Origin of the sequence: Massilia atriviolacea (assembly GCF_003953935.1) — a bacterium.
GTDB lineage: Bacteria > Pseudomonadota > Gammaproteobacteria > Burkholderiales > Burkholderiaceae_D > Telluria_A > Telluria_A atriviolacea.
Window position 1 is genome coordinate 1 of the sequence record NZ_RXLQ01000010.1, and the last position, 22,882, is coordinate 22,882.

The 22,882-nt window shown below is 67.4% G+C and carries 17 protein-coding genes; 7 read left to right on the forward strand and 10 right to left on the reverse strand.

Annotated elements, in window-relative coordinates; all coding sequences use genetic code 11:
- The 9 genes from EJB06_RS18955 to EJB06_RS18995 all read right to left on the reverse strand — a co-directional run.
- On the reverse strand, positions 1 to 874 hold an 874-nt coding region (locus EJB06_RS18955), incomplete at its 3' end, for a CheR family methyltransferase (RefSeq protein WP_164557968.1).
- Positions 871 to 1,329 carry a chemotaxis protein CheW gene (locus EJB06_RS18960; RefSeq protein WP_126075593.1) on the reverse strand — a complete coding sequence of 153 codons (459 nt, stop codon included), beginning with the start codon at positions 1,327 to 1,329 and terminating at the stop codon, positions 871 to 873. The genes EJB06_RS18955 and EJB06_RS18960, both read right to left, overlap by 4 nt.
- Before the next feature lie 13 nt (positions 1,330 to 1,342).
- Positions 1,343 to 3,157, reverse strand: a complete 1,815-nt coding sequence (locus EJB06_RS18965; protein WP_126075594.1) for a methyl-accepting chemotaxis protein — start codon at positions 3,155 to 3,157, stop codon at positions 1,343 to 1,345.
- A gap of 192 nt (positions 3,158 to 3,349) precedes the next feature.
- On the reverse strand, positions 3,350 to 4,582 hold the full coding sequence (locus EJB06_RS18970) for an argininosuccinate synthase (RefSeq protein WP_126075595.1): 1,233 nt from the start codon (positions 4,580 to 4,582) through the stop codon (positions 3,350 to 3,352).
- 35 nt (positions 4,583 to 4,617) lie between these two features.
- The gene (gene argF / locus EJB06_RS18975; protein ID WP_126075596.1) at positions 4,618 to 5,550 is read right to left on the reverse strand and encodes an ornithine carbamoyltransferase; all 933 of its coding nucleotides are present in this window, start codon (positions 5,548 to 5,550) and stop codon (positions 4,618 to 4,620) included.
- 1,195 nt (positions 5,551 to 6,745) lie between these two features.
- Entirely contained in the window at positions 6,746 to 9,583 is a 2,838-nt protein-coding gene (locus EJB06_RS18980; protein ID WP_126075597.1) for an ATP-binding protein, read from the reverse strand.
- Positions 9,584 to 9,648: 65 nt separating this feature from the next.
- Positions 9,649 to 10,569: a ribosome small subunit-dependent GTPase A gene (gene rsgA, locus EJB06_RS18985; RefSeq protein ID WP_126075598.1), complete on the reverse strand. Its 921-nt coding sequence runs from the start codon at positions 10,567 to 10,569 to the stop codon at positions 9,649 to 9,651.
- Positions 10,566 to 10,898 (reverse strand): 4a-hydroxytetrahydrobiopterin dehydratase, encoded by a 333-nt coding sequence (locus EJB06_RS18990; protein ID WP_126075599.1) that lies wholly within the window; start codon positions 10,896 to 10,898, stop codon positions 10,566 to 10,568. Before EJB06_RS18990 ends, rsgA begins: the two co-directional genes overlap by 4 nt.
- Positions 10,895 to 12,157, reverse strand: a complete 1,263-nt coding sequence (locus EJB06_RS18995; protein WP_126075600.1) for a M48 family metallopeptidase — start codon at positions 12,155 to 12,157, stop codon at positions 10,895 to 10,897. The genes EJB06_RS18990 and EJB06_RS18995 overlap by 4 nt, the downstream gene beginning before the upstream one ends.
- Before the next feature lie 47 nt (positions 12,158 to 12,204).
- Here EJB06_RS18995 and orn point away from each other — a divergent pair, with 47 nt between their 5' ends.
- The 5 genes from orn (at position 12,205) to EJB06_RS19015 (ending at position 17,670) form a co-directional block, all read left to right on the forward strand.
- The gene (gene orn, locus EJB06_RS19000) at positions 12,205 to 12,789 is read left to right on the forward strand and encodes an oligoribonuclease (protein WP_126075601.1); all 585 of its coding nucleotides are present in this window, start codon (positions 12,205 to 12,207) and stop codon (positions 12,787 to 12,789) included.
- A 156-nt stretch (positions 12,790 to 12,945) separates the two neighbouring features.
- Entirely contained in the window at positions 12,946 to 13,794 is an 849-nt protein-coding gene (locus tag EJB06_RS19005; RefSeq protein ID WP_126075602.1) for an aldo/keto reductase, read from the forward strand.
- A gap of 85 nt (positions 13,795 to 13,879) precedes the next feature.
- Positions 13,880 to 15,958, forward strand: a complete 2,079-nt coding sequence (locus EJB06_RS19010) for a hypothetical protein (protein ID WP_126075603.1) — start codon at positions 13,880 to 13,882, stop codon at positions 15,956 to 15,958.
- A 99-nt stretch (positions 15,959 to 16,057) separates the two neighbouring features.
- Positions 16,058 to 16,231 carry a hypothetical protein gene (locus EJB06_RS31940; protein ID WP_164557969.1) on the forward strand — a complete coding sequence of 58 codons (174 nt, stop codon included), beginning with the start codon at positions 16,058 to 16,060 and terminating at the stop codon, positions 16,229 to 16,231.
- 254 nt (positions 16,232 to 16,485) lie between these two features.
- On the forward strand, positions 16,486 to 17,670 hold the full coding sequence (locus EJB06_RS19015) for an HPP family protein (protein ID WP_126075604.1): 1,185 nt from the start codon (positions 16,486 to 16,488) through the stop codon (positions 17,668 to 17,670).
- A 41-nt stretch (positions 17,671 to 17,711) separates the two neighbouring features.
- Here the strand turns inward: EJB06_RS19015 and EJB06_RS19020 are convergent, their stop codons facing one another.
- Positions 17,712 to 18,410, reverse strand: coding sequence for a UPF0149 family protein (locus EJB06_RS19020; protein ID WP_126075605.1), 699 nt, complete (start codon positions 18,408 to 18,410; stop codon positions 17,712 to 17,714).
- A 93-nt stretch (positions 18,411 to 18,503) separates the two neighbouring features.
- On the opposite strand from EJB06_RS19020, the gene EJB06_RS19025 reads away from it, so the two are divergent.
- Positions 18,504 to 19,508, forward strand: coding sequence for a serine/threonine protein kinase (locus EJB06_RS19025; RefSeq protein WP_126075606.1), 1,005 nt, complete (start codon positions 18,504 to 18,506; stop codon positions 19,506 to 19,508).
- Positions 19,509 to 19,639: 131 nt separating this feature from the next.
- Positions 19,640 to 22,861 carry a coiled-coil domain-containing protein gene (locus tag EJB06_RS19030; protein WP_229427159.1) on the forward strand — a complete coding sequence of 1,074 codons (3,222 nt, stop codon included), beginning with the start codon at positions 19,640 to 19,642 and terminating at the stop codon, positions 22,859 to 22,861.
- Positions 22,862 to 22,882: the final 21 nt, after the last annotated feature.

A 22,882-nucleotide genomic window follows, 5' to 3' on the forward strand; every position in this document is an offset into this window, starting at 1 on the left:
CGGCGGGCGGCGCCGCCGGCGTGGCGCTGCGTGCGCGCGCTGGCGCCGCCGGTACGCGCGCCTGCTGGCGCGCCGGGATGCGCGCCGGCCAGGATGCATGGGCGCCGTCCTTTTCGAGCGCAAAGGCGCCCGGCGCGCGCAGGGACGTAAAACCATTGCGGCAGAAGGCCGGCACTTCGGCGTAGCCGGCGAACAGGATGCCGTCGCCGGCCAGCAGGCGCGCCAGGCTGGCGATGGCCAGCGCCACGGTGGGGTCGTCGAAGTAGATCAGCAGGTTGCGGCAGAAGATCACGTCGTAGTAGCCCGGGCGGCTGGAAAAGCCCGGATCGAGCAGGTTGGCCTGCTCGAAGCTGACCTGGCGACGGATCTCGTCGCAGATCTGGAATTCGGCGCCGGCCGGCTTGAAGAAGCGCTCGCGGAAATCGAGGTGGCGCCCGCGAAAGGCGTTGCGGGTGTACAGGCCGGCGCGCGCGCGCGCCAGCGCCACCTCGGACAGGTCGACCGCGTCGATCGCATAATCGGCGCTGGCCACGCCGGCGCTGTAGAGCGACATGGCCATCGAATACGGCTCCTCGCCGCCGGCGCAGGGCACCGACAGGATGCGCACCGGGCGCGCGGCGCTGGCGGCCAGGCGCCGTCCGATGAAGGCGGTGGCGGCCACGAAGGCTTCGGCGTCGCGGAACATCCACGATTCCGGCACCACCACCAGTTCGGTCAGGGCCGACAGTTCCTGCGCGCTGCCGGCCAGCAGGCGTTCGTAGGCGCGCGCGTCCTCCAGCGCGGTGGCCTGCATGCGCCGTTCGACGGCGCGCCCCACCACGGCCTCGGTCAGGTTCAGGCCCGTGACTTGCTGGAGCAGGTCGCGCGCCATCATGGGGTCGCTCCCGCGTCCTGGAACAGCAGCGCGCGCACGTCCGGCGCCAGCAGGGCGTCGAGGTTCACCAGCTGCAGCATGCCCTTGGCGCTGGCGGCCACCCGGCCCAGGAAGGGGGCGCCGGCCACGCCCGGATCGCGCATGGCGTCGCTGTCGACACTGTCGACCCCGACCACGTGTTCGGCCAGCAGGCCGAGCGGGCGGGTGGCGCCGCCGGCCAGCGCATAGTCGACCAGGATGATGCGCGAGTCGTACCACAGCTGGCGCGGCGCCAGGCCGGCCAGGCTGGACAGGTCGATCACCGGCACCGGCGCGCCGTGCAGGTCGAGCAGGCCGGCCACGTAGGCGGGAGCGAGCGGAATGGCTTTCAGGGCGGCCGCCGGCAGCACCCGCGCCACCGCCCACAGGGGCAGGGCGTAGCGGTCGGCGCCGATGTGAAAGACCATCACTTTCATGGCGATGCCCGGGTCAGGTATTGACCGAGAAGGTCGCCACCGACGATTGCAGGTCGCTGGCGGCGTACTGCAGCTGGTGCACCGCTTCGCTGGTGGCCTTGAGCGATTCGACCGTCTGCTGGGTGGCGTCGTTGAGCTGCATCATGGTGTCGGAAATCTGAGAGGCGCCCACCGCCTGCGACTGCATCCCCTGCAGCACCAGGTCGAACTGGGGCGCGAGCTTTTGCACCTGGTCCATCACGGTCGAGAGCTGTTCGCCCACCTGGCGCACTTCGCCCACGCTGCGCCGGATCTCTTCGGAGAATTTGTCCATGCCCATCACGCTGGCCGATACCGCCGACTGCATCTCCTTGAGCATCTGTTCGATGTCCCAGGTCGACACCGAGGTCTGGTCGGCCAGGCGCCGGATTTCGGTGGCCACCACCGAGAAACCGCGTCCGGCGTCGCCGGCTTTTTCGGCTTCGATGGCGGCGTTCAGCGACAGGATGTTGGTCTGGTCGGCCACCTTGGTAATCGTGATCAGCACGCTGTTGATGTTGCTGGCCTTTTCGGACAGCGCGGCCAGCTTGGCGTTGATCGAGTCGGTGGCCGAGACCATGTGCTGCATGGTGCTGTCCATGCGCTTGAGGTTCTGCTGGGCGTCGGCGGTGGCGCTGGTGGTGTAGTCGGCCACCGCGGTGGCGTCTTCCATGGTTTTGAGCAGCTGCGTGGTGTTGGCCGAGATTTCCTTGGTGGTCGAGAGGATTTCGATGCTGGTCTGGGCCTGTTCGATGCCGGTCGCTTCCTGCTGCTTGGCCGAGGCGGCGATCTCGGTGGCGGAGGTGGTGACCTGGATGCCGGCCTTCTGCACGTTGTTGAGCAGGATGCGCAGGTTGCCGACCATGGTTTTCAGGCCCTCGCCCATGCGCCCGATGGCGTCGCTGCCGGTAATCGTCACGGTGCCGGTCAGGTCGCCGATGGCGGCCTTGGAGACCACGTCGAGCAGGGCGTCGACATTCGCGCGCAGGGTGTTGGTGGCGGCCGCTTCGTTGGCCTGGGCATCCTGGATCGACTGCGCCATGCGGTTGAATTCTTCGGTGACCTTGCCCAGTTCGTCGCGCGAGACCACGGCCGCGCGCGCCGACTGCTGGCCGGCGGCGATCTTGCCGACCGCCTCGGTCAGGTTGTTGAGCGGGTTGAGCAGGGCGCGCGCCAGCATCCAGGCCACGATCGAGGCCAGCGCCACGCACACCGCGCCGCCCAGGCTCAGCAGCAGGGACATGGTCTGCTGCAGTTGGACCGAGGCGGCGGTGCGGGCCGCCAGCAGCGCATTTTCCTCTTCCGCAATCTGGGCGATGAGGGCGCGCACCTGGCCGACCGTCTCGAAGCCGTTGTTGAGTTCAGGCCAGCGCGTGATTTGCTCGGTGGCATCTGCTACCTTGCCCATGGCGCGCCGCTTGGCGATCATGGGCCGGATCACATTCTTGAGCCAGTTTGCGGTCATCTCGTCGAGCTTGCGGATGCGGGCATTCTGGTTGGGGTTGTCGGCGGTCAGGCGAATGGCGCGCTGGACGTTTTCCAGCAGGGCCTTTTCCTCGTCGATCTGGGGCGTGAGAAAGCGTTCTTCGCCGGTCAGCAGGAAACCGCGCACTTCGGCCTGGATTTCCAGCACGCTGGTGGCGATTTTGTTGGTTTCGAGCAGCACTTCCAGGGTATGGCGATCCCAGCGGCTGGCATCGGACATCTTGGAGAAATTGTTATAGGCCAGTATCAGCAGCGCAAGGATGATGGCGACGATGGCGCCGAAGCCGAGAAACAGCTTGTTCTTGATGCTCAGGTCTTTCAACATGGGTGTCTCCGGGTACGATGTTGTTCACTATAAATGTAACATCGTTGAGGGATGGCACGGGACATTTCGCTGTGGGGACAGGAAATTTTTGCTGGGGAGGGAACATTTTGCCTGGCTTAAAAACGTCGTCCCCGCGCCAAGGCGGCCCTCGGCGGGGACGACGGATCAAGGCTCGGCGGCCCTGGTAAAAGCTTACTGCCCGCGCTTTTCGCGCGCCACTGCGGCGATGCGCATGCGCAGCGCGTTGAGCTTGATGAAGCCGCCGGCGTCGGCCTGGTTGTAGGCGCCGCCATCTTCGTCGAAGGTCGCGATGTTCATGTCGAACAGCGAATCGGTCTTCGAATCGCGCGAGACCACGATCACATTGCCCTTGTACAGCTTCAGGCGCACCCAGCCGTTGACGGTCTGCTGGGTGTGGTCGATCAGGGTCTGCAGCGCGACGCGCTCGGGCGCCCACCAGTAGCCGTTGTAGATCATCGAGGCGTAGCGCGGCATCAGGTCATCCTTGAGGTGGGCCACTTCGCGGTCCAGGGTGATCGATTCGATGGCGCGGTGGCCGCGCAGCATGATGGTGCCGCCCGGGGTTTCGTAGCAGCCGCGCGACTTCATGCCGACGTAGCGGTTTTCCACCAGGTCCAGGCGGCCGATGCCATGCTTGCCGCCCAGGCGGTTCAGTTCGGTCAGGACGGCGGCCGGCGTCATGCGCACGCCGTTGATGGCCACGATGTCGCCTTTTTCGTATTCGAGGTCGAGGTACTCGGCCTGGTCCGGCGCCGCTTCCGGGCTGACGGTCCAGCGCCACATCGATTCTTCGGCTTCGGCGCTCGGGTTTTCCAGGTGCCGGCCTTCGAAGGAGATGTGCAGCAGGTTGGCGTCCATCGAATAGGGCGCGCCGCCGTTCTTGTGCTTCATGTCGATGTCGATGCCGGCGTCTTCCGCGTATTTCAGCAGTTTTTCACGCGACAGCAGGTCCCATTCGCGCCACGGGGCGATGATCTTGACGTCCGGCTTGAGCGCGTAGGCGCCCAGTTCGAAGCGCACCTGGTCGTTGCCCTTGCCGGTGGCGCCGTGCGAAATCGCGTCGGCGCCGGTGGCGCGCGTGATCTCGATCAGGCGCTTGGCGATCAGCGGACGGGCGATCGAGGTGCCGAGCAGGTACTCGCCTTCGTAGACCGTGTTGGCGCGGAACATCGGGAACACGAAGTCGCGCACGAATTCTTCGCGCACGTCGTCGATGTAGATGTTTTCCGGCTTGATGCCGAACTTGATCGCCTTGGCGCGCGCCGGTTCCAGTTCTTCGCCCTGGCCGAGGTCGGCGGTGAAGGTGACGATTTCGCATTTGTAGTTATCCTGCAGCCATTTCAGGATGACCGAGGTGTCCAGGCCGCCCGAATAGGCGAGGACTACTTTTTTAATGTCGCTCATGGAGATTCCAATCTTGGGTTGACGATGTTGTGTTGTTATTCCGGGCTGCCCGGGATGTGGCCGAGCAGCAGGTATTCGATCAGCGCCTTTTGCACGTGCAGGCGGTTTTCGGCCTCGTCCCAGACCACCGACTGCGGTCCGTCGATGACCTCGGCCGCGACTTCCTCGCCGCGGTGGGCCGGCAGGCAGTGCATGAAGAGCGCGTCGGGCGCCGCGCGCGCCATCTTGGCGGCATCGACGATGTAGCCGTCGAAGGCGGCCAGGCGGGCCGCGTTTTCCTTCTCGTAGCCCATGCTGGTCCACACATCGGTGTTGACCAGGTGGGCGCCTTGGCACGCGTCCGACGGGTTGTCGAAGACGGTGAAGCGGGTGGTCGACACCAGCGAGTGGTCGATGTCGTAGCCTTTGGGGGTGGCGACGTTCAGGTGGAAGCCGAACACTTCGGCCGCCTGCAGCCAGGAGTACAGCATGTTGTTGGCGTCGCCCACCCAGGTGACGATCTTGCCGGCGATCGAGCCGCGGTGTTCGACATAGGTGAAGATATCGGCCAGCACCTGGCAGGGATGGTGTTCGTTGGTCAGGCCGTTAATCACCGGCACGCGCGAATTGGCGGCGAAGCGCTCGATGATGTCCTGGCCGAAGGTGCGCACCATGATGATGTCGCACATGCGGCTCATGACCTGGCCGGCGTCTTCGACCGGTTCGCCGCGTCCGAGCTGGCTGTCGCGCGTGTTCAGGTAAATGGCGGCGCCGCCCAGCTGGTGCATGCCGGCTTCGAAGGAGAGGCGGGTGCGGGTCGAGTTCTTCTCGAACACCATGACCAGGGTGCGGTCGATCAGGGGATGGTAGACCTCGTAGTTCTTGAACTTGCGCTTGATGATCTTGGCGCGCTCGATGACGTACTCGAATTCGGCCAGCGTGAAGTCGGAAAACTGGAGGAAGTGCTTGATCGGTTTATTTGTAGGCATAGACACAACATTGAATGCGTGAGCCGCAGGCGGCCGGGCCCTGGCGTAGGGTTGCGGATCAATTATAAGGGTTTTGAAAATTTGCCGGGGGCAACCACATACTATACCGCATGGCGCGCCCGGGCATCCGGAGGCGGGCGCGGCCCGCGCCGCTCGATGCGAAAACCGCGCTTTGCCTTGAGCGAGAAACCGAAGCGGTAGCCCCACACCATCATTAGCAGTGGGGTATGGCGCACGCCTTGCCCTGAAAGCCGGACCTGTGGCAGGTGGGACGGCCGTTGCCACTCTGGGTGCGGCCGCGTCTGGCGTCGCCGCCGCTGGCGTGTCGGGCTGGGAAGCCGGCACCTTGCTGGGCAACATACCAGCCGTGAAAGAGTATATTGATTTCGCAACAAGCGTTATTTTAGGCGGTCAAGACGTGCCCGAGGGGCTTGGAAGATTTTACAAGATGGGGAAATGCCCTGATGGAGGCTGGAAGTTTGACCCCCGGTCCGCAGTCGACACCCGAAGAGGTGTGGTGGTATGTGCCCGAAATGGGGGGGCGGGTTGCTGGAAACGCAGATACGGCGTATCGTGATCCTGACGAGGCTTTTGCAGATGCAGGCATCGACTATGCAGGCGAGGGCGGCGGGAACAGCGTCATGGCTCTCTTGGGCATCTACTCCGACGCAACATTTGCGCCATTCACCATCTTGCCATGATCCATGAAGACCGGTTCCTACAAATTCTGGCGTGATGTGGCTGTGATCTGTGCCGTGGCCCTGCTCACATGTAGTGCCTTTTGGCTCTTGCTGCATACCTACTATCACGAGCGGATGCCGGAGCTTGTTCAAGACTGGGCACCAGTGTTCATATTTGTCGTCACCACCTGGTTCCTCATCGCGCATCGCCTAAAAAACCCTCCGCCAGAATCGGCCGATAGGTAAGCCGGCCACGCGTTTTCGGCCGGATCTGCTTGCGTGATCTTGCTCGCAGTCCACTGCTACGGCATGTCCACATGAAGCAGGGCGACTCCCGAAGAGACGACGTTGGCAGTGTCGATCTCGACCGGCGGTGCATCGGCGTGCCCGGCGCGGCGGTGCATCGGCGTACCCGGCCCGCTACGCAAAAGCGAACCGACCAATAGCGATCCGTCCCGATCGCGTCACGCCTCCATCGCTGACATATATACGCCGTGCGCACGGTACCAAACGCCTCAGTAAATCGCCGGCACCTCCGAGGCCGGATGCGCCGGCGCCGTCAGCGGCAGGTCGAGCACGAAGCTGGTGCCGTCCTGCGCGCTGCTGAGCACCGAAATCTGCCCGCCCAGCAGGGACGTGACGATGTTGTAGCTGATCGACAGCCCCAGCCCGCTGCCGCCCTGGCCCAGCTTGGTGGTAAAGAAGGGATCGAAAATCCGCCCCAGGTGCTCGGCCGGGATGCCGCCGCCGTTGTCGTGGAACTCGACCAGCACGCGGCCTTCGGCCGGCATCGAGGCGGTCAGGCGCATGCTGCCGCTGTGGCCGGGCGCGAAGGCGTGCAGCAGGGCGTTGTTGATGAAGTTCGTCACCACCTGGCCGAACGGACCCGGATAGCTGTCCATCCCGATCGCATCCGAGACCTCCATCGCGATGCCGTGGTTGGCGGCGCGGATGCGGTTCATCATGGTGGCGATGATTTCGTGGCATACCTGCTGCAGGTTGAAGAAGCGGCGCTGCTCGGTGGTGCGGTCGACCGCCACCTGCTTGAAGCTGTTGACCAGGTCGGCCGCGCTGGTCAGCCCGCGCAGCACCAGCGCCGAGGCCTTTTGCGAATCGGTGATGAAGGCGGCCAGTTCCGAACGGCGCAGCCCGGGGCCATTGAGCAGCGCTTCGATTTCGGCGGTCTTTTCCTGCATGGTGCTGGCGATCAGCAGGCTGTTGCCGATCGGGGTATTGAGTTCGTGCGCGACGCCGGCCATGAGCGAGCCGAGGGCGGCCAGCTTTTCCTGCGATACCAGCTGCGTTTGCGCATCCTGCAACTGGCGGTAGGCTTCGGCGTTGTCGAGCGCGATCGCCCCGTAGGCGCACAGGGTGCGGAAAATCATGCGCTCGTTCTCGCCGTAGGCGTGCGACTGCGGCGCCTGCACCGTCATCACGCCGATGGCGCGCTCGCCCACCGTCAGCGGCACGAACAGCGCGCTCATGTTGACCATTGTGCCCGGCACCACCTTGCGGTGCTCGGCGTCGGGCCAGTGCTCGATGTAGATTTCGCGCCGCTCGTCGAGGCAGCGCACCGAATAGGCTTCGCGCTTGGACAGCGCGATCGCGTGGTTCGGCAGCGCGCGCCCGAGTTCCACGCCGAAGGCGCGGTTGAGCGTGGCGCCGGCGGCGTCGATCAGGTAGATGGCGAAGGTGCTGGCCGTGAGCAGGCCGTGGATGTGGCGGTCGAGCGCCTGGAACACGGCGGCGGCGTCGAGGTGGGCGGTGATCTCCTGGCCGATGGCCGACAGGCGCTCCAGGGTGGCGCTGGTGCGCTGCAGGACTTCGGCGCGGCGCGCTTCCGATTCGGCCAGTTCGCGGTGGTGGTAGCCTTCGCTGCGCGCGTGCTCGGTCTGGTGGTGCACCTGCATGGCGATGGCGCGGTTGGTCGCTTCCTGGCTGTGGGTTTTCTCGCGCGAGCCCGACGCCGCCAGCGCCACCTCGTAGGCGCGCGCGTAGTCGCCGGCGGCGGCGTATTCGCGCGCCATGGCGTCGTACAGGTCGCCCGGCACGGTATAGCCGTCGATGGTCGAGGCCACCGACAAGGCTTGCTGCAGATAGTGCAGCACCGGGTTCGGTTCGGTCATGCCGGGCGGCGCCGGCAGCGCGTGCTGGGCATGGATCAGGGCCATCACGCGCAGGGCGGCGATCTGGTTGTAGGCGTAGCCGGGGGCGGCGGCCATGGCGGCGGCGTCGGCGGCGACCGCGATCGCCTCGGCCGCGCGCCCCAGGTGCGAGAGCGCGTGCGCCTGGCCGCGCCGCGCGATGCTGCGGAAATCGGACTGGTCGAGCACTTCGGCGCGCGCCGCCAGGCGGGTGAAGGCGTCCAGCGCGCCGGCGTAGTCGCCCTGGTCGAGCGACAGGTCGCCCAGGTATTGCAGGGCGATGGCGTAGCTGCGCGCGTTTTCCAGCGGTGTCAGGATCACCAGCGCTTCCCGCAGCATGTCGTGGGCGGCGTCGAGCTGGCCGAGGCGGCGCAGGGTGTCGGCGCTGTGCATCAGGCAGGCGCCGACGCTGCGCGGCCAGCCGGTGGGGCGCGCCAGTTCGAGCGCGCACTGGACCCATTCGAGCGCCGAGTGGTGGTCGTTGAGGATGGTGAAGTCTTCGCCGATGTTGGTGGCGGCGGTGATGGCGGCGCGCACCTGGCCGGTGTCGAGCGCCGATTCGTAGCAGCGCATGTAGTGGCCGGCGGCGGCGCCGAAGTCGGCCGCCTGGCTGGCGGCCAGGCCATGGAAATCGTTGACCCAGGTGGCCAGCGAGGGGTGCAGGCGCGTGCTGTCGGCCTCGAAGCGCGCGCCCCAGCGCGCCACGGCGGCCTTGGGATCGCGCAGCACGGCCCAGCGCGCGAGGGCCGCTTCGGCCACGTCGCAGCGCAGCGCGTCGCCGCCGGCGCGGGCGCTGGCGGCGGCTTGGGCGAAGGCGGCGTCGCTGGCGTCGTGGTCGCCTCGGTCGACCGCGATCCAGGCCAGCAGCCAGTGGCTGTCGGCGCAGCCGGCATGGTCGTTCAGGAGGGTGAAGCGGGACAGCAGTTCCTGCGCATGGGTGCAGGCCAGGTCGAGCGCGCCGTCGAGCCATTCGCATTCGGCGTGCAGCAGGTGCATGCGCGCCTCCAGGCTGGCGCAGCGGTCGGGCGGGAGGTCGGACAGGGGCAGCTGGGAGAGCGCTTCGCCGGCCAGCATGAGGGCGCGCGCCGGGTCGCGCTGGCGCAGGTGCCAGGCCAGCGGCAGCAGCACCGGCAAGCGCTCCATGCCGCGCAGGGAGGGCAGCGCGGACTCCCATTGTGCAACGTTGACATCGACGGTGAACATCTCCATTGCCGGGATCCCTTTACGATGGTGTTGCCATTGTATGCTGAAAAGGGGCGCGGCGGGACCGCCGATCAGTACAGGGTCTGCGCCGACTCGTGCAGCAACTGTCCATACAGCGTGTGGCGGAATCTGGCGATCTTGCCTTCCGCGACCGCCGTCAGGATCGCGCATTGCGGCTCGATCAGATGGCGGCAGTTGTAGAACTTGCAGCCGCCCAGGTAGGGCCCGAATTCCACGAAGGCCCGTTCCAGCATGCCTTCGCTCAGGTGATACAGGCCGAATTCCTGGAAGCCCGGCGAATCGATGATGGAGGCATGCTCGCCCAGCCAGTACAGGCGCGTGAAGGTGGTGGTGTGCTTGCCGGTGTCGAGCGCCGCCGAGATTTCGCGCACGGCGATGTCGGCGTCCGGCACCAGCAGGTTGATCAGCGACGACTTGCCCATGCCCGACTGGCCGATGAAAATCGAGGATTGCCCTTCCAGCAGCGGCATCAGGGTGGCCACCGCATGCGCCGGATCGGCGCGCGCCGACACTTCGTGCAGCGGGTAGCCGAGCGAGGTGTACGCCAGCAGGCGCTCGCGCGCCTTGGGCAGCAGGTCGGCCACGTCGGTCTTGTTGAGGATCAGGTGGGCCTCGATGCCGGCCGCTTCGGCCGCCACCAGCGAGCGCGAAATCAGGTCGTCGGCAAAGCCAGGCTCGGTCGCCACCACGATGAACAGGCGGCTCAGGTTGGCCGCCAGCAGCTTCGATTTGTACTGGTCCGAGCGGTACAGCAAGGTCTTGCGCTCGGTGATCGATTCGATCACGGCCTGGTCGCCGGAGGTCATCTTGAGGTCGACCACGTCGCCCACGGCGATATTCGTCTTCTTGCCGCGCGTGACGCATTGCAGCTTGCGCCCGTCGACGTCGGCCAGGTAATGGCGCCCGTGGGCGGCGATGATGGTGCCGCTCGGGCCGGAGGCCGCCGGCTTCGGCGCGGTCTTGCCGCTCATGCGCCGCCCCGCTGCGCGTACAGCGCGTCGGCCCTGGCCGCGCAGATAAAGTCGTTGTCAGACAGCGCGCCGCCGGCCGAATGGGTGTTGTAGCGCACTGCGCACTCCTTGTAGGTGACAATCAGTTCCGGGTGATGGTCCTGATGGTGGCTGATCCAGGCCAGCGCGTTAACGAAGGCCATGGTGTCGTAGTAATTCCTGAAGGCGAAGCTGCGCTGCAGCTTGCCGTCGGCGATGGTCCAGGCGGGCACCTGCGGCAGCAGGGCGGCGATGTCGCCGGCGTCGAGTGCGGCGGCGTTGGCGCGGCAGGTTTGCGTGAGCAGGGTCATCGGGCCGCCAGGTTGAGTTGATGGATGCGGATGCTGGCCGGCGGGTGCGAGTCGTAAAAGGTCGAGTGCAGCCGGTCCGGCGTGAGCGTGGAGGCGTTTTCTTCGTACATCTTGACCAGCGCCGAGACCAGGTGGCGCGCGTCGGTATGGCTGGCGGCAAAGGCATCGGCTTCGAATTCGTGCTTGCGCGAGCTGATCGAGGTCAGCGGCGAGAACAGGAAGGTGAACACCGGCAGCACCAGCATGAACAGCAGCAGGGCCACGGCGTCGCTCGGCACGCCCGGCAGCGGGTCGAAACCGAGGCCGCTGTAGAACCAGATCTGGTTTTTCAGGTAGCCGAGCAGGGCCAGGAAGCCCAGCGAGACGATGGCGCCGACGATCATGCGCTTGAGGTTGTGGCGCAGCTTGAAGTGGCCCAGCTCGTGCGCCAGCACCGCTTCGATCTCGGGCTGGGTCAGGCTGGCGACCAGGGTGTCGAAAAACACCACGCGCTTGTTGGCGCCGAAACCGTAGAAAAAGGCGTTGCTGTGGCCGCTGCGCTTGGAGCCGTCCATCACGAACAGGCCCTTGGCGGCGAAGTCGACGCGCGCCATCAGGCCTTCGATGCGCTGGCGCAGGCTGTCGTCCTTCAAGGGTTCGAATTTATTGAACAGCGGCATGATCAGGGTCGGGGCGATCACCATCATGATCAGCTGGAAGGCGATCCAGACCAGCCAGGTGTACAGCCACCACAGGTTGCCGCTTTTTTCCATCAGGGTCAGGACCACCCAGATCAGCGGCAGGCCCAGCACCAGGCCGAGGGCGGTGCCCTTGAGGGCGTCGCCGATCCACAGGCCGACGCTCATCTTGTTGAAGCCGAAGCGCTGTTCCAGCACGAACTGGCGGTAATAGTCGAACGGCATGTCGAGCACGCCGCTCACGGCCGCGAAGGCGACGAACAGGGCGATCTGGAAGCCGATCCCGTTGCCGGTGTGCGGCAAGAGCGCGATGGCCAGCCATTGCAGGCCGCCGAGCAGCGTGAAGCCGATCAGCACGGCGCTGCTGAAAACCAGGCTGATCAGGCCAAAATGGATCTTGGCGGCGGTGTAGTCGGCCGCCTTCTGGTGTGCGGCGAGGGGGATTTTTTCGGCAAAATCGGCAGGCACCGCGCCCCGGTGGGCCATTACGTGGCGCAACTGGCGGGTCGCCAGCCAAAAGCGCAGCAACAGGCTCAAAATGAAGAAAGAAACGAACAATATCGAAAACGCGAGTGAAGACATTCTGTGCCTGTGAGAAAATGCAGGATTGTTTAGGCCAAGAGAGAATTATGTCACATGCCACTGATTTAGCAGCACCGGCCGCGTTACAGCGCCCAAATGAGTTCAACCTGGTTTGGGTGGACATGGAAATGACGGGCCTGGAGCCCGATAGCGACCGCATCATCGAAGTGGCGGTCGTCGTCACCGACATGCACCTGAACATCCTGGGCGAAGGCCCGGTGTTCGCCATCCACCAGTCGGACGACACGCTGGACAAGATGGATGCATGGAACAAGGGCACCCATGGCCGTTCCGGCCTGATCGAGCGCGTCAAGGCCTCGACCGTGACCGAAGCCGAGGCCGAAGCGGCCCTGATCGCCTGGCTGAAGGACTACGTTCCAGCCGGCAAGTCGCCGATGTGCGGCAACACCATCTGCCAGGACCGCCGCTTCATGGTGCGCGGCATGCCGAAGCTGGAAGCGTTCTTCCACTACCGCAACCTGGACGTGTCGACCCTGAAAGAGCTGTGCAAGCGCTGGAAGCCGGAAATCGTCAGCGGTTTCAAGAAGCACCAGAAGCACACGGCGCTGGCCGACATCATCGAATCGATCGAAGAGCTGCGCTACTACCGCGAGCATTTCATCAAGCTGTAAGCTGCTTTGCCTCAGTCCCGGCCGTCCTGGCCGGGGCAAGCTATCCCTGCCTGTTGTTTCCCCGCGCCGCCTGGCGTGTGGCGGCGCCCACATTCGAACAGTTCGTGGCTTTTTCCTCTAGAATAATCTTTACGCAACAGCGATGGGATCAGCGACATGAACACTGTGACGATGCGGTCCGGAAGCGTCATCCCCGCGCTCGGACAAGGCACCTGGAACATGGGGGAAGACCCGGCGCGGCGCCAGGCCGAGATCGGCGCGCTGCAACTGGGCATGGACCTGGGGCTGGGCCTGATCGACACGGCCGAGATGTACGGCGAGGGCGGGGCCGAGGAAGTGGTGGGCGCGGCCATTGCCGGGCGGCGCGAGCAGGCGTTCATCGTCAGCAAGGTGTATCCGCACAATGCCGATCGTCGCGGCGTGAAGGCGGCCTGCGAGCGCAGCCTGCAGCGCCTGAAGACCGACCGCATCGACCTGTACCTGCTGCACTGGCGCGGCGCGGTGCCGCTGTCGGAGACGCTGGACGCCTTCCAGGCGCTCAGGAAGGAAGGCAAGATCCTCGACTTCGGGGTGAGCAATTTCGATATGGGCGACATGCTGGAGGCCGAGGCCTTGCCGGGCGGACGCGGGATTGCGCTCAACCAGGTGCTGTTCAACCTGGTCAAGCGCGGGATCGAGTGGGATCTGCTGCCGTGGTCGCGCAAGCAGGGCATGCCGGTGATGGCGTATTCGCCGCTGGAGTCGGCCGGCCGCGAACGCGACCGGTTGCTGGCCAACCCGGCGCTGGTGGCGGTGGCGCAGCGCCATGGCTGCACGCCGGCGCAGGTGGCGCTGGCCTGGCTGCTGCGCCAGGAAGGCGTGGTGGCCATTCCCAAGGCGGCCGATCCGGCGCATGTGCGCGACAACCGGGCGGCGGCCGAGGTGGCGCTCACCGCCTTCGACCTGGAAGACCTGGACCGGGCCTTTCCGCCGCCGGCGAAGCGCCAGCCGCTGGCGATGCGCTAGCGCTCACCGTTTTTCGCCAGCCTCGGCATCGTCGTCCCCGCGTCCCTTGCCGCAGGGGCATCGCGGATTATTCAAGGAGAACGACATGGTCACGATCGTGCGCGTGGTTGGCGAACGCGGCAAGGAAATCGGCTCCATCCTGTGGCGCTGCGTCTACAGCTTCAGCCTCACCCTGCTCTGTTCCGCCGGCCTGGCCTTCATCCCGCAAGGCCCCGAATCGCTGCGCCTGGTCAGCCACCCGGGCTGGACCTTTCCGGTGTTCATCTTTTCGGTCGCCGCCTGGTCCACCGCCGCCTGGTACAGCGCGCGCCTGACCCTCGGCCGGGTGTTCGACGGCACCTCGCTGCTGGACCGCACCGACACGCCCTTCGTCAACCGCATCCGCATGTGGCTGCCGCGTTTTCTCGGCATCGTGCCGGCCAGCGTGCTGTCGATCCAGTTCCAGCGCATGGGCCAGCCGGTGCTGGCGCTGGCCTGCTTCGGCGTCGCTTTCGCCATGGGCGTGTTCGTGGTCAAGCGGCGCGCCTGGTTCGCCTCGCGCTTTCGCGGCTTCGACGGCGAAACCGCATCGATCCGCTTCGAATCGCTGCAACAGCGCACCGTGCTGACGGTGACCGTTGCCATCGTGCTCACCTTCGTGCTGCTGCTCGCCGTCTGGATCTGGCCGGTCGAAGTGACGCGCCTGGTCAGCGCCCCGGCGCTGCTGTGCTTCGCTTTTGCCAGCTGGATCCTGTTCGGCGACCTGGTGCTGACGTATTACTTCAAGCAGGCCAGACTGCCGTCGATGGCGGCGCTGCCGCTGCTGCTGTTTGTCGCGTTCAGCCTGTGGAACGACAACCACCGGGTCAGATTGCTGCCCGCGAGCGCGGGCGAGCCGCCGCCGGTCCGGCGCGCCATCGACGATCATCTCGATGCCTGGCTGCAAACGCGGGTGGACAGCGGCGCGCTGCTGCCGGGCCGGCCGTTTCCGCTGTTCGTGGTGGCGGCCGAAGGCGGCGGCATCCGCGCCGCCTACTGGGCCGGCATGGTGCTGGCCAAGCTGCAGGACGACAGCGGCGCGCGCTTCGGACGCCATCTGTTCGCGCTGAGCGGCGTGTCCGGCGGCAGCCTGGGCGGCAGCGCCTTTGCCGCGCTGGTGGCCGACGCCGGCAGCGCCGGCCTCGCGCGCGCCCCCTGTGCACGGGGCGCGCGCGACGGCGCCTACCAGGCCTGCATGCGCAATGTGCTGCAGCGCGATTTTTTGTCGCCCACGCTCGGCTACGCGCTGTACCCGGACATGCTGCAGCGCTTCTTGCCGTTCGCGATTCCGGCGGCGGACCGGGCGCGCGCGATGGAAGCGGCCTGGGCGCAAGGCTGGGAAAGCGCCACCGGCAACGACCGCTTCGCGCGCCGCTTCGACCAGCTGTGGGCCGGCGATCCGGCCATGAACGTGCCTTCGCTCCTGCTCAACGCCACCCTGGTCGACGGCGGCAACCGCATCATCGCCAGCGACCTGGTGATCGACGGGCGCTTTCCGGACGCCTACGACGCGCTCGACCCGGTGCTCGACCTGCGCCGCATGAGCCTGTCCACGGCGGTGCACAACAGCGCGCGCTTCAGCTATATCAGCCCGGCCGGGACGGTATCGGCCTGCCGCGAGGGCAAGGCGCTGGTGGCGTGCGCGCCAGGGCGCGAGCGGCGGCCGTGGGGGAGGGTGATCGACGGGGCCTACTTCGAGAATTCCGGCGTGGAATCGGTGCGCGACCTGCTGTTCGCGATGCGGCCCAGGCTGGCGCAGTGGCGCGAGCGCGGCTACGACATCGACACGGCCGTCATCGTCATCAGCAATTCGCCGGACGCGATCGCGCCGTCGGGCAAGCAGGACCCGGCCAATGCGCGCATGGACACCACGTTCCTGTCGGAATTGCTGGCGCCGCCGCTGGGGCTGTTCAATACCCGCACCGCGCGCGCCACCTTCGCGGTGACGGCCGGGTTGCGCGACATGGCGGTGATCCTGCCGGCCGGGCCGGAACGCTTCTTGTGGTTCGGCATGCATTCGGCCAACGACACGCCGCTGGGCTGGGCGCTGGCGAGCGAGACCTACCAGGGCATCGACGCGCTGCTCCAGCCGCCGCATGAGGGCAAGCTGCCGTTCCGGAGCGTGCTGGCGCGCCTGCCGCCTTGAGCGGTGGCGCGCACGGCAATGTTGCGCTTACGTTGGGTGGCGAACGGAACGGTTGGAAGGGACAGGGTATGGTTGTGCTTCAGACAAACAGGAGGCCCTATGAGCAAGCACAGCAACGATCCAACCGAGCAGCAACAGCGCGCAGATCAGCAGATCCAGCAGGATGCCAACAAGAACCGTCAGCGTGCCCAGGAAGAAGAAGTCGCCGGCAAGCACAAGAACGACGGCGTCAAGGATCACCAGGGCGCCGACAAAGGCCCGCGCGGCCAGTAACTGGTCCGGCCAGGCCCGGCCAAGCCCGGGTATGCCCGGGTAAGCCAAATGCATCGGCCCGACCCGCTTTCCTTCACAGGATGGCAGGCCGGGCCGGTTTGCATTTCTGCAAGGTCATCATCCTGCACCAGGACCGCCAGGCGACGGTGCAGGCGCACCATCATGGGCATCCCTTGCGCGAAAATGGTGCGCCTGCGCACCTTATTGGCTCATCTGTGATGTAATTGCGGCTTCCCCGTTCCTGTCCACCCCTCATGCCCGATCCGCGCGCCGCCTGGCTCACCGCTGTTTTACCCCCGCCCAACAGTGCCGGCCGCCTCGAACAATGGCGTGCCAGCCTGGCCGCTTTCCTGGCGCTGATCCTGACCGGCGCACTGGGCACCTGGACCGGCGGCGCGGCCGGACTGTGGCTGATCGCCCCGATGGGCGCCTCCGCCGTGCTGCTGTTCTGCCTGCCGGCCAGTCCCCTGGCCCAGCCCTGGGCCGTGATTGGCGGCAACGTCGTCTCGGCCCTGGTGGGCGTGGCCTGCGTCAAGTCCGGCCTCGCGCCGCAGATTGCCGCGCCCCTGGCCGGCGGCCTGGCGATTGCCGCCATGTTCGCCTTGCGCTGCCTGCATCCTCCGGGCGGGGCGGTGGCGCTGACGGCGGTGCTGGCCGGTCCCGCCGTGCATGAACTGGGCTTCGCCTTCGCCCTCGCGCCGGTTGCGCTCAACTGCGTGCTGATGGTGGGCGGCGCCCTGCTCGTCAACAACCTGACCGGACGGCGCTATCCGCACCGCCAGCAATCGGCCCTGCACAATGTGCACGATACGGCCGACGTCGCACCCACCGCGCGCCTCGGTTTTCGCAGCGCCGACCTGGACGCCGTGCTGGCGCGCTACGGCCAGGTGCTCGACGTCAGCCGCGACGAGCTCGAAGGCATCATCCTGGCCACCGAAACGGCCGCCTACGGACGGCGTTTCGGCGTGATCCGCTGCGGCCAGATCATGTCGACCGACGTGGTCACGCTCGAATTCGGCACGGAGCTGGCCGAGGCCTGGCGCCTGATGCGCCATCACCAGGTGCACGCGCTGCCGGTGCTGAACCGGGCGCGGCGGGTGATCGGGATCGTCACCCAGACCGATTTCCTGCGTCACAGCGACCTGGACGTATACAAGGGCCTGGGGCAACGCCTGCGCGCGCTGCTGCAACGCAGCGGGCTGACGCATTCGGACAAGCCGGAAGTGGTGGGGCAGATCATGACGGCCAGGGTGGCCACGGCGCACGTGAAGACGCCCATCGTGGAGCTGGTGCCGCTGATGGCCAACGCCGGCCTGCACCACATTCCCGTGGTCGACGACGACGACCGCTTCGCCGGCATCGTCACCCAGTCCGACCTGGTGGCGGCGCTATACCAGGGGCGCCTGGCGGAACCGGCCGAACTGGCGCCGGCGGCGTAGGGCAGGGCAGGGCGCCCCACGCGCACCGGGAAACTACGTGCTTACTCGGCGACCGGATCGGCGCCGCAGCACTTCTTGTACTTCTTGCCGCTGCCGCAAGGGCATTCGTCGTTGCGGCCGACTTTCGGCTCGTCGCGCTTCACGGTGCCGACCGGCGCCTTGCGCAGCGGTACCCAGAAACGGTGAATCGCCGGCAGGTTGGCCTGGATTTCCAGGGCCAGCTTGTGGCCCTTCATCGGCGTATCGACTTCCTTGAGCTCTTCTTCCTCGATCTCGTCGGCGCCGAGCAGGTAGATCGGGCGCATCAGCGGCTCCAGGTCCGATTCCCAGATCGGGTCCCACGAACCCGGGCGCAGTTCCATGCCTTCCCAGAAGCCCCAGCACCAGGCTTCGCCGTCGAGCAGCATCGTGCCTTCGTGCTCGGCTTCGCAGAACAGCGGCTCGAATTCCTTCGGCGCGATCTCGAAGGTCACCAGCACTTCGTTCATGAAGCGCATGATCAGCTCGACGATGCGCTCTTCTTCCTTGGCGTTCTTGAACTTGGGGACGCTCTTGGCATCCTCGCCCCACACCTTCGGCAGCCATTCGGCCGGCATGATGGTTTCCGGACCCATGGCGACGGCGGTCAGGTAACCGTGCAGGGTGTCCATGGTCATGGCGTCTTCCGCACTGCGGTCGGACAGGAGGAACTGGTCGAGTTCGTCGAATTCTTTTTCTGAAAGGGGCTGGTCGAGTTGCATGGCGTGCTCTTGTTGATCGTTGAAGCCGCTAGTTTAACGCGTTCGCGCAGCGGGACGTACTGTTAAATTGCGGCGCGCCGTACAATAGCGGCCATGACGACGCCCTTTTCCGACCCCGACACACCCGCCATCCACCCGTTCGCCAAGCTGAGCCCGGAATGCGTGCTCGACGCGCTCGACAGCGTCGGCCTGCGCGCCGACGGCCGCCTGCTCGCGCTCAACAGCTACGAAAACCGGGTCTACCAGGTCGGCATGGAAGACGCCGCCCCGCTGGTGGCCAAGTTCTACCGTCCCCAGCGCTGGAGCGATGCCGCCATCCTGGAAGAGCACGCCTTCGTGCAGGAACTGGCCGAACGCGAAATCCCGGTCGTGCCCGCGCTCACGCTCGATGGCCGCACGCTGCACAGCTTCGGCGGCTTCAGCTTTGCCGTGTTCCCCCGGCGCGGCGGACGCGCGCCCGAGCTGGACGACCCGGCCGTGCTCGAATGGACCGGCCGCTTCATCGGCCGCATCCACGCGGTCGGGGCCCTGGCCAGTTACAGGGAACGGCCGGCGCTGACGCCGGAGACCTTCGGGCGCGAACCGCGCGACTACCTGCTGGCGAACGGCTTCATCCCGCCCGAACTGCTGGCCGCCTACACCAGCGTGCTCGACCAGGCCCTGGACGGGGTGCGCCACTGCTACGCGCGGGCCGGCGAATCGGCCCGGCTGCGCCTGCACGGCGATTGCCACGCCGGCAACGTGCTGTGGACCCCGGACGGTCCGCACTTCGTCGACTTCGACGACAGCCGCACCGGCCCCGCCATCCAGGACCTGTGGATGCTGCTCTCGGGCGAGCGGCGCGACATGGTGCGCCAGATGAGCGACATCCTGGCCGGCTACGACGATTTTGCCGATTTCGACGAGCGCCAGCTGAACCTGATCGAAGCGCTGCGCACCCTGCGCCTGATCCATTACTCGGCCTGGCTGGCGCGGCGCTGGGACGACCCGGCCTTCCCCGTTGCGTTTCCGTGGTTTAATACACAACGTTACTGGCAAGACCGGATCCTCGAACTGCGCGAACAGATCGCCCTGATGGACGAGCCGGCGCTGTGGTGACGTTGTTGTAGAGCAAATGGTCGAATTGACCGGTTTTTCCGCGTCTGATCCGTGCGCCGGGGCGGGGCGGCCTGACAGATAATCAACGTCAGGCCTTCCCATGCCGGGACGGTAGCCCAAGCGAGAACAAGATGGAAACCACACCAGCCCCGCACGACGATGCCAACCTGACGATCGCGCTGCCGCCCGACGGCGCCGCGCCGCAGGCAAGCGCCGTTCCGGCGGCTGCCGCCGAAGCCGCCCCCGACCGCGCCCAGTCCGAAATGCGCGCCATCCACGAAGCCATCGCCCGGGTCGAAGCCGAAGCCAAGGCCTCGTGCGCCGCCGAAAGCCGGGCCCATGCCGAAGCGCGCGCGCGCGGCCTGGCCGAAGAGCGCGCCGCCATGGACGCCGCCGCCGCTGCCGCCGCCCTGCAAAACGCGCAAGCCTCCGAAGAAGCCATCGAAGCCAACCGCGACCGCCTGGAAACCTTGCGCGCGGCCGCCCAGGCCAGCCTGGAACGCCTGGAAGCGGTGCGCCAGGAGACCGCCGAACTGCGCGCCCGGGTCGAAGCCGACACCCAGATCAAGCTGGCCGCCGAAACCCGCCTCAAGGCCGAGGAAGAAGCGCGCCGCCGCGCCGCCGAACAGATCGCCGCCGAAGCCGAGCTGGCCGAACAGGCGGCGCGCGCCACCGAAGCCCTGCTGGCCCAGACCGAGCAGGCGCGTCTGCAAGCGGTCGAGCGGGTCGCCGCCGTGCACGCGGCCCAGGAAGAAGTGCTGCACATCGCCAACGCCGACGCCCGCATGACCACCCTGGCTCGCGAACGCGAGCGCCAGGCCAAGGGCGCGCGCCAGACCGCCGAACTGCTGGCCGAAGCCGAAGCCGAGGCGCTGGAACTGACCGTCCAGCGCGAAAAAGCCGACCAGATCGCCCTCGACTCGGCCTTTGCCCGCGCCGTGGCCGAAGCGCGCGCGCTGGAAGAAGCGCGCGCCCTGGCCCACATCGAACAGGAACGCGAAGCGATCGCCATCGCCCAGGCCGAGTCCGAGCGCGTGGCGGCCCAGTCGGTGCACCTGCGCCTGCAATCCGAAAAAGAATTGCGCGACGCCGCCGCCCAGCGCGAGCGGCTGGAAAAGATGGCCGCCGCCGGCGCCGCCGCCCGGCGCGATGCCGAAGCGCGCATCCTGACCGCCACCGAAGAACGCATCGAAGTCGACAAGCGCCTGCGCGAAGTCGCCCTGGCGCGCGCCAGGGCCGAAGCCGACGCCAGCGCCGTCGTGCAAGCCAGGGTCGAGGCCGAAGCCCTGGCCGCCACGCAAGCGGCGGAACGCGCCCAGGCCGACCAGGCCGCCGCCGCCGCCGCCCTGGCCGACGCCGAAGAACAGCAACGTGCACGGGCCCTGGCCGAAGAACGCGCCAGCCTGGCCCAGGCCGCGGCCGACCTGGCCGCCGCCCAGAACGCCTCCGAACAGGCGGCCGTAGCCGCCATCGCCGAACAGGTCGACCTGCAGCGCCGCGCCAGCGAACTGGCCGCCGAGAAAGCGACGCAGGCGGCCGCGCTGGCGCAGGCCGAACAAGCCCGCGCCGAGGCCGAACAAGCCGCGCTGCTCAGCTTGCAGGAACGGCTGGATGCGGAAACCCGGGCCGCCGAGGTGGCCCAGGCGCGCGCCGACGCCGAACAGGCCGAAGCGGTGCTGCTGCGCCAGAAGGCCGATGCCGAACAGCGCCTGGCCGAAGCGAAGCGGACCGAAGTCGAGGCCCTGCGCGTGCTGGCCGAACAGGCCGACATCGAGAGCGCGCAGGCGCACGCCGCCGCCGAGGCCCTCGCCGCCCAGGCGCGCGCTGCCACCGCGCAGGCGCAGGCGCAAAGCGCGCGTGCCGACGCCGAACAGCAAGCCCTGGCCATGGCCGAACAGGCGCTGGCACTGGCCGAACAAGCCCTGGCCGATGAAGCCGCGCGCGCCGCGAGCGAGCGCAACGCCCTGGCGCTGGCCGAGCAGCACGCCGCCGAACAGCGTCAACTGGCCGAGCTGGCCGCCGCCACCGAGCAAGCCAAACGCAGCGAAGCGCAAGCCACGCGCCGCCTGGTGCAGCAAGCCGAAATCGAAAGCGTGCAGGCGCAGCAGGCCGCCGACGCCATCGCCGCCCAGGCCCGCGCCGCCATCGACCTGGCCCAGACCCAGAGCGCGCGCGCGGTCGCCGAACAGCAAAAGCTGGCCGTGGCCGAGCAAGCCCTGGCCGACGAACGCGCCCGCGCCGAGAGCGAAGCGGCGGCCCTGGCCCTGGCCGAACAGATGGCCGCCGACCAGCGCCAGATGGCGGTCGCCGCCGCCTACGCCGAGCAAGCCAGGCGGGCCGAAGCCGAGGCCGTGCGCGAGCGCGTGCAGCAGGCCGAAACCGAGAGCGTGCAGGCGCAGAGCGCGGCCGACGCCGCCAGCGCGCAGGCGCGCGTCGCCGCCGAACTGGCCGAAGCGCAGCGCGAGCGGGCCCGCTCCGAGCAGCAAAAACTGGCACTGGCCGAAGAAACGCTGGCGCAGGAACGGGCGCTGGCCGACAGCGAACGGGCCGCCGTCATGCTGGCCGAGCAGACCCTGGCCGCCAAGCGCCAGCAGGCCCTCGCCGCCAGCGGCGCCGAGCAGGCCCGCCGCACCGAAACCGAGGCCGCGCGCGTGCTGGCGCAGCAGGCCCAGGTCGAAACCGAACAGGCGGCGCGCGCCGCCGACGCCGTCGCCGCGCAGGCGCGCGTGGCCACCGAGCGGGCCCAGGTCCAGCAAGCGCGGGCCGAGGCCGAACAGCAAAAACGCACGCTGGCCGAGGAAGCGCTGGCCCTGGAGCGCGACAGCGCCGAAGCCGAGCGGGCCAGCCTCCAGACCGAGCGCGCCTCGCTGGCGCTGATCGAACAAAAGCTCGCGACCCAGCGCCAGCAGCTGGCGGCCGACCAGCGCGCCGAGCAGGCGATCGCGGCGCGGCTGGCATCCGAACAGGCGGCCTGCCTGTCGGCGCGCACGCGGGCCGAAGCCGAACACGAAGCGGCCAGCATGGCGCGCCAGTTCCAGGTCGCGCAAGAAATCGCCGCCCTGGCCGCGCAGGACAAGCGCGACGCCCAGCGCGTCCTGCTCGAAAGCGCCCAGGCGCAGGCCGACATGCAGCGCAAGAGCGCCCTGACCACCAAGGAAATGGCCGATGCGCGGCGCGAACTGGTGGCCCTCGAAGCGCGCCGCCTCGAAGCCGACACGCGCACCCTGATGGTCACGCGGCGCGCGATCGACGACGAAAAGCGCGAGAGCGCCACCGGCGCGGCCCAGCGCTCCACCTCCGCCACCATGACGCACCAGGTGCTCGGGCGCCTGACCGCGCCCAACAAGGGCTGAGCGCCGGCGCCGGCGAGCGCC